The sequence below is a fragment of the Planctobacterium sp. AWM4_229 genome (assembly GCF_056160305.1).
The window spans coordinates 138,583-151,757 of sequence record NZ_JBSWWX010000005.1; the positions used below are offsets into that span (position 1 = coordinate 138,583).

The following is a 13,175-nucleotide window of genomic DNA, read 5'->3' on the forward strand; positions in this document are numbered from 1 at the left end:
AGGCTTTGGCATTAATGTCTCTAATGTTGGAAGAGGTCTTGTCTGTTGAAGCAAATGTTTGATGTTTTTTCGGCAATTTAGGAAGTATTAAATTTTGAAAACACTAAAAAAAGTGTATCGAGCTTTTCTCTGGTTTCTGAATGTAAAGGTCCTTGGCTGGATTGATTCACTCAACGCCAAAAAGAACGTTGCAATTGAATTCCCCCCGATATTTATTATTGGGGCCCCCAGATCAGGCAGTACTGTACTAATGCAAGTGCTTTGTAATGCATTTGACCTCGGATATACGACCAATTTACATGCAAAATTCTACGGCTCTCCTCACATTATTGAGCGAATTGTGCGTTATATAGGGCGGCGTAAAAAGTCTTCATTTAGCTCACAGTTTGGTCGAGCCTCAGGGTGGCACGAACCTTCAGAGTGCGGTGAATTCTGGTATCGATTTTTCCCACGTAATCCTGCATATACGACTTCTAAAGATGTTTCCGAAAGTGCCATGACTAGATTGAGGTGCTCGATAGCAAAATTTACTAGAGTGAGTGGTAAACCTATACTGTTTAAAAATATGTATGTTTCTCTGAGGCTGGAGCCGATTCTTAAGGCGTTTCCGGAAGCTTTGTTTATTGTTACAGATCGAGACATTCTGGAAAATGCACATTCATTATTAGAGGTTAGAAAAAAAATTCACGGTCAATACGATAAATGGTGGTCGATGGAGCCTCCTAATGTTAAGTCCTTAAAAAATTTGACTTCTGCGGAGCAAGTTGTTGGGCAAGTCAAGCAGATCCAGAAGTTGATAGATGCGGACTTAGAACGTTTGAGTGTGGATAGTTCGAAGATATTTCATGTGAGTTATGAAGCGTTTTGTTCAGATGTTCATAAATCTGTGAGTGACATAGGAGCATTCTTTAAGAAGAACAATGTCGACCTTTCCCCTTCTTATGATGTGCCCGCTGTTTTCAAAGTGAGGAATAGCTATTCTATTCCTGAGGAGTTATTGAATGAACTTAAGGTGGCGGTGAATGAAACCTAAAGATACAGTGGAAGAGTTTTGGAACTCTGAAATTATTAGCAACTGTAGCGTTAATCATCAAAGTGATTCAGTAGAAAAGTTTAGGTTAGATTTTTCTCAATATTTAAATGTAAACAAAAAGAGCGTGCACTTTTTCTCAAGCGGTAGAGTAGGGTTAACAGCACTTCTCAAATCAATTCACGCAAATGGCAAAACAGAAGTGCTTGTATCAGCATTTAATTGTTCTGTTGTAGCTGAGTCAGTAGTTAATGCTGGATATGAAGTGAAAACTTATGACCTTGGGAGATTATTAGGCACCCTTGATCTAAATCTGATAGAAGAACAAATTTCTGACAATACCGCGGCAGTTGTTATTACTCACTTTTTTGGAATCCCCTCAAAATTTGACGAGTTGATTGCGTTATGCAAACGCAAAGGGGTTGTGATTATTGAAGATTGCGCTCATACCTTGGGGGCAAAAATAGATAATCGTATAGTAGGAACCATTGGTGATGCGTCAATATTCAGCTTCAACTACGACAAACCGATTTCCTTGGGTTGGGGGGGGGCGATTGTATTGAATAATGATGACATGTTTAGCGTTACAGATTATGCACAAGTATCGGCCATCGAACCAATGGAAGAACTACAGTTACTTCGAGATTTTTACCGCGTAATGCAAGTTCGAAGGGATTATATATCAAACGCAAATTCGTTTTTATCAAAAATTCAAAATAGACTATTGGGTAATGGGAAACGTACTTTTAAAATACCCGATGTTTCAATAGGCCCTGTTAGGGCTGAGTTAGGCTGCTGGCAGTTAAGTAGATACCAAGAGATTGTTTCGGTTAGGAATGATAATGCTTCAATGTTAATTGAAAGAATTAACGGAATAGATTCGTGGTTTGTCGATAAGGGCGTTTCTCCAGCCTGGCTAAAGCTTAGAGTTCTTCCTCACAAAATAGAAAAGTCTTCGAAAATAGCAAAAACATTGCAAAACAACGGAATTCGAGTTGGCAACTTTAACTGGGGTAACTTGATTGGGCGAGATTGGTCCATGGATTGGAATTCCTATAAAATTTCAAAGTGTGCTCTCGACGTTCCAGTTCATCAAAATTTATTTCTACAAGATTTGGATACCATAGTTAGAGGCTTCGAAACTCAGTGAATTTAAGTGAAAAAGAAAAAAGAGACATTTACCGCGAGTTTAGTGTTACCAGAGAAGATATTTCACTGTTCAGCCAAGCATGGTGGTTAGACATAGTGTGTGGAGAAGATGGCTGGAATGTATGTCTAGTTATGGCGGATGGTAAGGTAATTGCCTCAATGCCTTATTTTTTGAAACACGCAAAAGGCTTTAAACGGCTAGTTCAGCCACCTCTTACAAAAAGTCTTGGCCCTTGGATACTTCCTTCTAATGCTAAGTATGCAAAACGTCTAAGTAAAGAAAAGGACATCATGGAGAAATTGATTGCTCAACTGCCTGAGTACCATTTCTTCAACCAGAATTGGCATTATTCTCTCCAGAATTGGCTGCCATTTTATTGGGCCGGTTTCTCTCAGACCACACGTTATACTTACATTATAGATGATCTGAAGAATCTTGATAAGGTTTGGGACGGATTTCAGGCCAATATTCGCACAGACATCAGAAAAGCAACAGATAAATTCAATTTAACCATTAAAGATGATTTACCGGTTGAGGTTTTCATCGAGTTAAATAAGCTCACCTTCAAACGACAGGGGCTCGCTCTTCCTTACTCAGAGCAATTTGTTAAGAATCTTCACCGCAAAACCAGTGTGCAAAAAAGATCCAAAACATTTATCGCTGTAGATACGAAGGGGCGTCCCCATGCTGGCATTTTCATCGTTTGGGATAAAGACTCAACTTATTATCTTATGAGTGGTGGTGACCCTGAATTACGAAATAGTGGAGCTACAAGTATGTTGCTTTGGCACGCGATCCAATTTGCCGCTACAGTGTCCGAAAAATTTGATTTTGAAGGGTCTATGATAGAGCCTGTAGAGCGTTTTTGTCGTGCATTTGGCGCCAGACAACAAACTTACTTTTCTGTTAGTCATGCTCCTTCGCGATTGTTTAATACATTGATTGCCGTTAAGGGAATGTTGAAATAGAAATGATCAAAGTTGTCTGTAATGGAAACGCTCTGCCTGAAAAAAAGTATGTCCTCTCTTATCTGTTGTCGACAAGATTTGGTTTGCCCTATACCATCGACATAGATGAAAATGAGCCCAGTGTGAAATTTGTTTTGCCAAATGGCACTATATGCGAAACAAGTGGAGAGTTTTGGAACCAGTTCCATCATGAATATCTCCGTCTAGGTGTCTTACCTGAACCTATGTTCGCAATCAATGAATTTGCTCCAGAAAAAGATTTGGTCATTATTTATGGTTGCGATTATTCTGAGATTTCAGAAAGAAAAATTTCTATTGGATTGGATGTTCTCGCTAGCATATTTTTCATGTTGTCACGTTATGAAGAAGTGTTACAAGAGACCAGAGATAATCATAACAGGTTTCCAGCTTCTTCTTCCGTCGCATACAAATTCGGTTTTCTTGAACGGCCAGTTGTGGATGAATACGTTGAATATGTTTGGAACATCTTCAAGCATTTAGACATATCTCTTAAGCGGAGAGAGGAGAAATTTAAAAAACTGATCACCTGTGATCTAGACAGTCCCTTCGATCCAATAAGGCGTTCATTCCAATTAACTGCGAGAAAGTCAGTTGGTGACCTGTTAAAAAGAAGAAACTTAAAAACTTGTGTAGCTACGGTGTTTCGATATGTGGCCTACCAGTTAGGTATGAAACTTAACGATAGATACAGAGACACAATTGACTGGATGATGAACGTTAATGAGGAAAAGGGCAACAAAGTAGCGTTTTACTTCATACCCTATAAAACGTCGAACTTTGACTCAGTATTTGAGCTGGAAGGTAGAGAAATTCAGTCGTTAATGTTGGAAATCCATCGTCGTGGACACGAAATTGGAATTCATCCCGGTTACAATTGCTATGATAATGCAACGAACTTTACCTTGTCGGTAGATATACTCAGAAAGGCATTAACCAAAGCCGGTATTAATACGCCGAGCTTTGGCGGGCGCATGCACATACTTCGATGGGATGGGCTGCAAACTCCGGCACTTTGGGACACTAATGGACTGAAATATGATTCAACTCTTGCATATGCAGAGGTTTTGGGTTTTAGGTGCGGAACCTGTCATTCGTTTAAACTTTTTGATTTAAAGAAAAGAGAGGCTCTCAAAGTAGTAGAAATTCCCCTTATTTCTATGGAGTGTACTGTTATTGCAGAAAGATACGAGGGATTGGGATATTCGAATAAGGCGTTGGAACGTTTTCTGAAATATAAGGAGATATGTCAAAGATATAACGGTGTTTACTGTCTTCTTTGGCACAACAGTCATTTTGAAAATGAAAATGACAAAAAGTTGTACACGAAACTCATATAAGTGTGTACTGAATATTTTAACGAATGACTCCTGAGTATGCACGACCTAAATCAATCGATTGGTAATAACATTATAACTCTTTTTAAATAATTGAGTTTTGCATTATTGTTATGTTCTGTTTTAACCAGCCTTGCAATATAAAAGGCAGAAGTATTTCTTGGAGGAATTCTTGGTAACTAAAAATGAAGTAGTAATATTAGGTCTTGATACCTTCAAGCACAAAAATATCAATCAAATTAAGTTGATGAATGAAAGTGGTTACAACTTTACCGTTTTCACCAATGATGCAATGGGAGATTCAAAGGAGCGCTTTGCAATATTATCCTCAAGAAATTCATTAAAGATTTTAGATAAAAAGTTATTCACGCGAATTTTTCAAGTGTTTGGCTATTTGAAACAAAATAAGTCTAAAATTCACCATGTCGAGTTATATCCTATCGGTCGGTTCGCAATTTTTTATATCCTCATCATTAAAGCCCTAAATATTAAGTCGTTATCTATTCTCAGAGGTATTGCTTTGCGCCCTGAAAACTTTGATTGTGAATCTTGGCTCTACAAATTGTCAGTCAAATACTCGTTTTTATGGGCAAATCATGTCTGGTACAAGGAACCCTATATGGAGCATGATTTAAAGCGACTTAACGTTAAAAATACTCATTTCTTGCCTAACGCGGTTGAACTGCCAAAAGAAAATGAAAGTGTAGATAAAGAAATCGATTTTCTGTGGGTGAACAGAATCATCAAAGAGCGCTATTTTGACTGGGTTATAGAGTATTTCTACCGTAAAGGAGATACTTCCTTGTCGGTTTTAGGATCGCTGGGTGAACGTGACGTTATTGCGACGGAGAATCGTCAGCGGTTACACGAGATGAAAGAAACGGAAGGGTTTGATTTTCATGGATTCATTGATCCCATGGCGTATTACCAGAGAGCATCTTTCTTTTTATTGCCTACAGAAATTGTTTTTGGCAATTTTGCATTATTGGAAGCCATGTCATACGGCGTTATACCAATCGTGTCAAACACGGAAGCAACAAAGTTAATTGTTGAGCATGGAGTTAATGGTTTGGTATTTGACAATAACAAGGAAAGCTTCTTCAAGGCAGTTGAAAATGCGTCTGGCATGAGCATTGAACAAAGAAAGGTGTTGTCTCAGAACGCAAAGGAGACTATACGTAAATCTTTTTCACTTGAGTCTCATCGTAATAGCCTGCTTGAACTTTATGGGAAGTTAAACTAAGTGGCCAATTTTAAAGTACTTAAACAATCAATATTTAATTTTTTCAAAAAACAATTACCTAAAAAGCAATTTGAATATTTAAATTTGATTCGAAAAAAAAAGTCTTACACGAAATCCAAAGTTATTTTTGTACATGTGCCAAAAGCTGCAGGAACATCAATATGCCATGCACTTTACGGCAAGACTTTAGGCCACTATAAAGCAAAAGATCTCAAAGCGGCTTTATCATCGGAATTTGATAATAGCTTTACTTTTGCATTGGTGAGAAATCCTTATGACAGACTTGTTTCGGCATATAATTTTGCAAAACAGGGGCGCACCGATGTGATGGGGATTGCTAATCCTGAACGTTATCAAACTTCTGCTTTTGATACATTCGAGAAATTCGTTCACGAATGGGTTAAAAAAGTCGACTTAGAAATTGAGGATTATGTATTTCAACCTCAGTATTTATTTACGCACTCTGATAAAGGTGAGCAATTAGTCAAAAAAATATGGAAGGTTGAGGAGATTGATGATTTCTATAGGGAGTTTCAGAATTTCGCAGAACAACCCATCCAGAGAAAACATATTAATAAGTCAAAGAGTCATACAAACACAATATTATCAAATGAGGTGAAGGATATTATTTATTCACGCTATCAAAAAGACTTTGAGCTCTTTAAGTACCCCAAATAAAGGAAATATTTGTGATAAAGGTTTTACACATAATTAAATCGTTAAACAGAGGGGGGGCAGAAATGTTGCTATCTGAAACCCTAAAGTTTCACGATCAAGAAAAGTACCAGTTTCATTATTGTATTTTTTCTAGGGGAAATAATGATTTGGTAGAGGATGTCGAATCTAATGGCGGTAAAATATTCTTAATTGACGGTAAGAACATTAATAAAACACTCTTTTTGTCCATACCCAAAATTATCAGATACATAAGAGACAACGAAATAGACATTTTACATTGCCATCTGCCACTTGTGGGGGTAGTGGGGCGAATCATTCGGCTCTATACTGGATGTAAACTAATATATACAGAGCATAATCTCCAGGAAAGCTATAACAAGATTACCGGTTTTTTGAACAAAATTACTTATCCTTTTCAGGAGCAAGTGTTCGCTTGTTCTGAAGAAGTTTTAAAGTCTATTTCAAAAAATATTGCAAAAACACCTGAGATTGATGTTTTGCAAAACTGTATTGATACCAGTCGGTTTATAAACGACCCTTTATCCGCGCGAGCCGTTCGGGAAAAACATAATATTGCACCGGAAACCGTGTTAATTGGAACTGTGGTTAGTTTTAGAGAACAGAAACGTTTAAAGCTTTGGTTAGATATATGTCACTCTGTATCAAGAAAATGTAAAAATACTCAATTTATACTTGTTGGTGGAGGGGCATTATACACAGAAATTAAGGATTACAGAGACAAGAACAATATCGATTGTATTATGGTGGGAGTTGAAAAGAATACTTCCGCTTATTATTCCGCTTTTGATGTATTTTTAATGAGTTCTGAATTTGAAGGGTTACCCCTTGCTTTACTGGAGGCCATGAGCTCTGGTTGTGCTGTTGTGACTACAAATGCTGGTGGCATCCCTCAGGTGATAAATCATGAACAAGATGGCTTAATGTCAGATGTTGCTGACATTTCAGGATTGGAAAGCAATCTAGTGAGAATAATCGAAGATAAAGAATTAAGAATATCCTGTATAGAATCTGCCAGAACAAAAGTAATCGAAAAGTTTAGTATTCAACAACTGGTTTCCAAGCTTGAAAAATCATACTCGGAACATTGTCGAAGCGTTTAAAATGAGGAATGGGACGGTTAAGGTAGTTTCAAAAAACGGAACTACCTTATGGGTCAATGATTTTGTAAGGTAGTGTTTAGAAATCTGTGTCATTTCAGTAAAATATACAAAACGGAAATAACACATGACCAAAGACTTCAATATTGATGATGCCATTAAAGCCCTTCAGTCAGGACAAAGCCTGACAGGTGAAAATGGTGTCTTAACTCCCCTGATAAAGCAACTCACCGAAGCGGCCCTGAAAGCAGAATTAGAGCAGCACCTTGAGTCAGATGAACAGCCTAACCGCAAGAACGGCTCCAGCAAGAAAACGGTAAAATCATCCGTTGGTGCGTTCGAACTCGATACCCCTCGTGACCGCTCAGGTTCTTTTGAGCCAAAGCTGGTGAAGAAGAATCAAATCAAACTGACTGATGAGATAGACCGGAAAATATTGTCGATGTTCGCTCTTGGCATGAGCTACCGTGACATTCGTAGTCATGTAGAAGACATGTATGGCATTGATGTCTCCGAAGCCACTATTACTGGGTAATCCTCCCGAAAAATAACTGACGTCAAAAGTAGAATTTTCTCGTAACCTATACGCAGGAGATTCTGCATGAAAAAATCAAAATTTACTGACAGCCAGATCATGGCGATCCTGAAACAATCGGAAGCAGGTACACCGGTACCCGAACTCTGTCGTGAGCATGGCATGAGCAGCGCCACATTTTATAAATGGCGGGCGAAGTACGGTGGTATGGATGCATCTTTGATGTCCAAATTGAAAGAGTTGGAAGAAGAGAATCGCGCCTGAAAAAGATGTATGCCGAGGAAAGACTTAAGGCGGAGATTGTTCAGGAAGCTCTGACAAAAAAGTGGTAAAGCCGTCTCGCCGAAAGGAGATGGCGCAACAAGCTGTCGCTTCCAATAAAATAAGTGTGCGTGCTGCGTGTCGGGCATTCAACATCAGTGAAACCTGCTATCGATATCAGGCTAAACTCAATGATGATAATGTCTGCATTGCAAACTGGCTCGTCAATTTAACAGATGAGCATGCTGATTGGGGCTTTGGCCAGTGCTTCCTGTATCTCAGAAATGTAGAAGGCTACAGTTGGAACCATAAACGCGTTTATCGTATTTATTGTGAGCTAGCTTTGAATCTGCGGATAAAGCCTCGACGACGTTTAAAGCGTAATGCGCCTGAGCCACTAAAAGAGCCAATCAAATCGAATCAGGTATGGTCGATTGATTTTATGCATGACCAATTATCTGACGGGCGGAGCTATCGGTTGTTAAACGTCATTGACGATTATCGCCGTGAAGGACTTGCGATTGAAGCCGGGTTCTCCCTGCCTTCAATGCGGGTATTACGGTGCCTCAATCAATTACTGGAGTGGCGTGAAAAGCCACTGGTCATACGCTGTGATAATGGGCCTGAATTCATCAGCCACGAGTTCACACAGTGGGCTAAAAAGCATGAAATAAGGATAGATTACATTCAGCCGGATAAGCCACAACAAAACGCTTACATTGAGCGGCACAACCGAACGATAAGATATAGTTGGGTGAGCAAACACCTGTTTGATTCATTAGAAGAAGTACAGGACTATGCAACCCAATGGCTTTGGTTTTACAATCACCAGAGACCGCACAAGGCTAATGGAGGCAAACCACCTCTGATGGCCGCTTAACCTCTACTTTTAACTTCGGTTAAAAATGGGGGGATTACCACTCGGCCTGTACCTGTCTGAATCAGAAGGTGCCAACTATTGGCTATCAGTGCTGACTGATCTGCATAATCGTGGTGTTGAAGATATTCTGATTGCCTGTGTTGATGGCCTGAACGGTTTTCCTGAAGCGATAGCCTCCATTTATCCTGAAACGGAAGCTCAGCAATGCGTTATCCATCAAATCCGTAACTCGATGAAGTATGTTGCGTCGAAGCATCAGAAAGCGTTTATGGCTGATCTTAAGCCGGTTTATCGGGCGGTAAGCAAAGAGGCCGCTGAAGCAGAGCTTGAGCGTCTGGACGCTAAGTGGGGCAAGCAATATCCCATCGTTCTTCGCTCGTGGCGTAACAAGTGGGTGAACCTTTCCGTTTACTTCAAGTATCCTGAATACGTACGCAAGGCCATCTACACCACCAATGCCATTGAAGCGGTGCACCGCCAGTTTCGGAAACTGACCAAAACCAAGGGCGGATTCCCCAATGAAAATAGTTTGCTTAAGCTGCTCTATGCTGGGATATTAAATGCGTCGAAGAAATGGACAATGCCTATTCAAAACTGGAATATGACATTGTCTCAGCTCGCTATTCACTTCGATGGACGACTAGACGGAATGCTAGATATTTAGGCCCGAATAACTGACACAGAATTCTGAACGCCCTCTTTTGTAATGTTTGTTTTTTTATTTGTACTAGTGTGATTACGTCAAAATCGCTCGGTAGTTAGACCGTCACGTTCCCCTGGTAATCACACTAATTTATTTTATTAACTAGATTCTGAATCCTTAAAACTTATTAGATTAATTGATGGCAACTCATCACTTATTCCCTTTTATTATTGAAAATTGTGCGCCGCCTACAAAAGCGCGGTGCTATCAAAGCTATCATCAAGGTAACAAACTTAGCTCTGTGGCGTAGCCCTGTGCCAAAGTTCCCTATTACCATCGCAAAGACTATTAACAAAGGCAATGTTACTAAAAATATTGCCCGTGCGCCTCTGTTTCTCCATATTTCACGCCGGTTCCGCCACATCATATATATCAACATCATATATAGAAGACCGTCAAAAAGCCCTATCAAGTGTTTAGGCCCTTTGACGTCCCATGGAAAGGGAGAAAAGAGAAAGTAAACTGTTCTTGCCGGGGTCAGCAAGACTAATTCAGTGAAATCATTAGGCTGTAGCCATTCAGGATAACTTGCATCCCCGCGACTTTCTGCACGATTAACGATTCTTACAACATCTGTCAACTGTTCTGCCGATCCAAGTTTAGGTACATGAAAAAATCCTGCTGCATAGCTTCCTAAAATTACCACACCAATCGCTATAACCAAAAGAGCTAACGGCTGGAAATATCCGCTCAGCAACCGAACAAAAAACACTCGCATAGCAGAAATTCCTATTAGAAATGCAAATGCTAAAAGTGCAATTAACATGGCACCATGAAACATGGTTGCAGAGAGGAAACCGATAGCTCCTAAAAAAATTCCTTTTTTAGTGTAACCTTGTGCCCATCGCACCACCCCAAGAAGCCCTAATAAAAAGAAAAACCAGATATATGCTTCGCGCATTACCAATGCAGAGTAAAGAATTAGAGTCGGAAACAGGGCCAACAACCAGATCGCTTTGTGAGCGGCTCGTTCGCCCCACAGCTGACGTGTCAGGTACCAACCCAACATTACAGTCCCAACGCCGAAAATAGCACTCAGGGATTGCGCTAATAATAAGCTGCGATCCGTCGCAGCGTAAAAGAGCGAAATAACCCAGCTAACGAAAAAACTATGTGGCCCCGGAAAATGACCTAACGCAGCTTGGAACCCGTTTTCAGCCCATTCCATTGCTTGACTTTCGAATCTTAATGCATCCGCACCGCTATCTGGCAAAGGACCAATATATACATTGTATAGTAAAGCTAAAATTCTTACTGTCACCGCAATCAATAAAGGTACGGCAATAGAGGAAAGGCGTGTAAGACTCACGATGACTGTCAGCAGTCCAAGCATTAATAGTAGTACTATCCCTAATAAGTCACCTAACATGGATTTTTCTCGGAATTTAGTCTTTGTGACCACTGTAAATCAGAGATTATCCGTGATAGCGGCATAAGCTCACAAGACACCTTATGTGTTCCTTATTGTTAAAAGTTATATGTATCGAAGGTTAAAGAAGTTTTACTGTATCTAAACAACTTAACAACTATTGTGTTTGATTACGTCGGTAATTATTTAAAAGACTCAATTAAGCGAAAGATTGTTGTTCTTTATTGAAACGTGAACGATGCTCCCTGAGCATACAAACATTAGCCTAACTAAATATTCATGTAAGGTTGTACGTCCTCCGTTATTTGTAATGATAATAATGAGGATTGAATAGTGTTTCAATTCTTGTTTTCAAAGTAAAAAGGTATGGCCTGACATTAAGGCTTTACTCGGTCTCCTTGTCCCGCCCCTAAAATAGTTTGAAAAATATATAGAAAGTAACTTCTTACATTCAAAGAGTCGATAAGCTTTTTATCAGTTCTTGCTAATAATTCAGGAGTTGACATGTCTATATCGTTAATTTGCGCCAATCCTGTTATTCCGGGACGTGCCTTGTAAATGTTAAGAGCATTTCTAGCATTAATTAGATCCGATTGATTGAAAAGTCCTGGACGGGGACCGACCAGACTCATTTGACCTAAAAGTACATTCCACAACTGAGGAATTTCATCAAGTTTTGATTTTCTAAGTAGCTTTCCAAATGGAGTGATAGAGGAAGCTGATGCAAGGTGACTAGCCACAGATGCCGTGTCTTTTTTCATAGTGCGAAATTTGATTAACTTAAATGGTTTTTTGTGACGCCCAACCCGTTCTTGTATGAATAGCGGCGATCCTGTATCAAAGAGGCCTGCAATGAAAATAACTATTATAACAGGAGAGCCAAGAAGTAAGCCTGCTATCGCAAAAATTATGTCAAGTAATCTAATCATTTTTTATCTCTACCATTTTTTCCAAACCTTTATAAAGGTTAACTTTGGGTTTCCAACCAACTAAGGTTTTGGCTTTGCGAATATCCAATTGAAAGTTAGCAACTAGTTTATCTAACAAGCCTTTCTTTCCAATAATATTTGTAATTGCACTCAGAAGCCAAATTGGGACAGGAATCATAACTCTTCTAGTTCCGGTAACTTCGTACATATAAGAAAATAAAGTGTAGGTTGAGACATCGTCGTCATCTGATAAGAAAAATGTTTCGTTACACGCTTTTTGTTCAAATAATGTAGAATTTATAAAGTCAGTAAGATTATCTACGGAGAGGAAGCTACGCTTGTTATCAGTAAAACTGCCAAAGGGGGTGGGAATCTGTTTTCTCACCAACTTTTCAATGGATCCCAAGTTTCCTTTGACACCTTGTCCGTATACTGGAGGTATTCGAACAATCGTATAAGACGTTTCATGGCCACTTTTCGTTTCTCTGATTCCTTTCTCTGCCCTCATTTTTGATTGAGCATAAGGTGATTGAGGGTTAAAGTCTTGTGATTCGTTTATCGGTGACAATGTTGAGTTACCATGCACTAAAGCTGTGCTGAGGAAATAAAATCTGTTGATTTTTGCGCTAATGCACTTTTCAAATAAAGAAATAGTTTGCTGGCAATTTACTCTAAAATATTCTGATTTTTCGTTGTTAGTAGGTTCACCAATACCAGAATTAAAAGCAATGCCTGCAAGGTGCACCAGTGCATCAAATTCCCCTAGTGAAAATTGTATTTGATCCAAATCAGAGATAAGCTTAACGTTGACTTCCGAAGGGTAGTTTGACAACGGAGATCTAACGAAGACTGTAATTTCGTATCCTCTGGCAGTTAATGCTTTAAGTAAATGTTTGCCAATAAATCCGCTTGCGCCGGTAATTGCTATTCGTTTTTTCAATTTGTGTTCCAGAGTG

At 39.3% G+C, this 13,175-nt stretch carries 10 protein-coding genes and 3 pseudogenes; 10 read left to right on the forward strand and 3 right to left on the reverse strand.

What is annotated here, in order from left to right; all coding sequences use genetic code 11:
- Positions 1–94: 94 nt before the first annotated feature.
- From ACXAGP_RS12315 to ACXAGP_RS12360, 10 genes and pseudogenes are all read left to right on the forward strand, one after another.
- Positions 95–1,033, forward strand: a complete 939-nt coding sequence (locus ACXAGP_RS12315; RefSeq protein WP_475261728.1) for a sulfotransferase family protein — start codon at positions 95–97, stop codon at positions 1,031–1,033.
- Entirely contained in the window at positions 1,023–2,180 is a 1,158-nt protein-coding gene (locus ACXAGP_RS12320) for an aminotransferase class V-fold PLP-dependent enzyme (protein WP_475261730.1), read from the forward strand. The genes ACXAGP_RS12315 and ACXAGP_RS12320 overlap by 11 nt, the downstream gene beginning before the upstream one ends.
- Entirely contained in the window at positions 2,177–3,148 is a 972-nt protein-coding gene (locus ACXAGP_RS12325; RefSeq protein WP_475261732.1) for a GNAT family N-acetyltransferase, read from the forward strand. Before ACXAGP_RS12320 ends, ACXAGP_RS12325 begins: the two co-directional genes overlap by 4 nt.
- Positions 3,149–3,150: 2 nt before the next feature.
- Positions 3,151–4,506, forward strand: coding sequence for a polysaccharide deacetylase family protein (locus tag ACXAGP_RS12330; RefSeq protein ID WP_475261733.1), 1,356 nt, complete (start codon positions 3,151–3,153; stop codon positions 4,504–4,506).
- A gap of 169 nt (positions 4,507–4,675) precedes the next feature.
- Positions 4,676–5,746 carry a glycosyltransferase family 4 protein gene (locus ACXAGP_RS12335; protein WP_475261735.1) on the forward strand — a complete coding sequence of 357 codons (1,071 nt, stop codon included), beginning with the start codon at positions 4,676–4,678 and terminating at the stop codon, positions 5,744–5,746.
- On the forward strand, positions 5,747–6,424 hold the full coding sequence (locus ACXAGP_RS12340) for a sulfotransferase family 2 domain-containing protein (RefSeq protein ID WP_475261736.1): 678 nt from the start codon (positions 5,747–5,749) through the stop codon (positions 6,422–6,424).
- 11 nt (positions 6,425–6,435) lie between these two features.
- Positions 6,436–7,545, forward strand: a complete 1,110-nt coding sequence (locus tag ACXAGP_RS12345; protein ID WP_475261738.1) for a glycosyltransferase family 4 protein — start codon at positions 6,436–6,438, stop codon at positions 7,543–7,545.
- 124 nt (positions 7,546–7,669) lie between these two features.
- A pseudogene (locus tag ACXAGP_RS12350) lies at positions 7,670–8,068 on the forward strand (transposase); the annotation flags it as partial.
- Positions 8,069–8,143: 75 nt separating this feature from the next.
- Positions 8,144–9,218: pseudogene (locus ACXAGP_RS12355) on the forward strand (IS3 family transposase).
- A gap of 40 nt (positions 9,219–9,258) precedes the next feature.
- Positions 9,259–9,882 (forward strand): annotated as a pseudogene (locus ACXAGP_RS12360) (IS256 family transposase); the annotation flags it as partial.
- Positions 9,883–10,075: 193 nt separating this feature from the next.
- Here ACXAGP_RS12360 and ACXAGP_RS12365 read toward each other — a convergent pair.
- The 3 genes from ACXAGP_RS12365 to ACXAGP_RS12375 all read right to left on the reverse strand — a co-directional run bounded on the left by ACXAGP_RS12365 (position 10,076) and on the right by ACXAGP_RS12375 (position 13,159).
- The gene (locus ACXAGP_RS12365) at positions 10,076–11,290 is read right to left on the reverse strand and encodes an ArnT family glycosyltransferase (protein WP_475261739.1); all 1,215 of its coding nucleotides are present in this window, start codon (positions 11,288–11,290) and stop codon (positions 10,076–10,078) included.
- Positions 11,291–11,667: 377 nt separating this feature from the next.
- Positions 11,668–12,219 carry a sugar transferase gene (locus ACXAGP_RS12370; RefSeq protein ID WP_475261740.1) on the reverse strand — a complete coding sequence of 184 codons (552 nt, stop codon included), beginning with the start codon at positions 12,217–12,219 and terminating at the stop codon, positions 11,668–11,670.
- The gene (locus ACXAGP_RS12375) at positions 12,212–13,159 is read right to left on the reverse strand and encodes an NAD-dependent epimerase/dehydratase family protein (protein WP_475261741.1); all 948 of its coding nucleotides are present in this window, start codon (positions 13,157–13,159) and stop codon (positions 12,212–12,214) included. The genes ACXAGP_RS12370 and ACXAGP_RS12375 overlap by 8 nt, the downstream gene beginning before the upstream one ends.
- Positions 13,160–13,175: the final 16 nt, after the last annotated feature.

Coding starts and splice junctions, on each gene's coding strand:
- ACXAGP_RS12370 (WP_475261740.1), bottom strand. CDS start 12,219: ATGATTAGATTACTTGACATAATTTTTGCGATAGCAGGCTTACTTCTT.
- ACXAGP_RS12330 (WP_475261733.1), top strand. CDS start 3,151: ATGATCAAAGTTGTCTGTAATGGAAACGCTCTGCCTGAAAAAAAGTAT.
- ACXAGP_RS12365 (WP_475261739.1), bottom strand. CDS start 11,290: ATGTTAGGTGACTTATTAGGGATAGTACTACTATTAATGCTTGGACTG.
- ACXAGP_RS12320 (WP_475261730.1), top strand. CDS start 1,023: ATGAAACCTAAAGATACAGTGGAAGAGTTTTGGAACTCTGAAATTATT.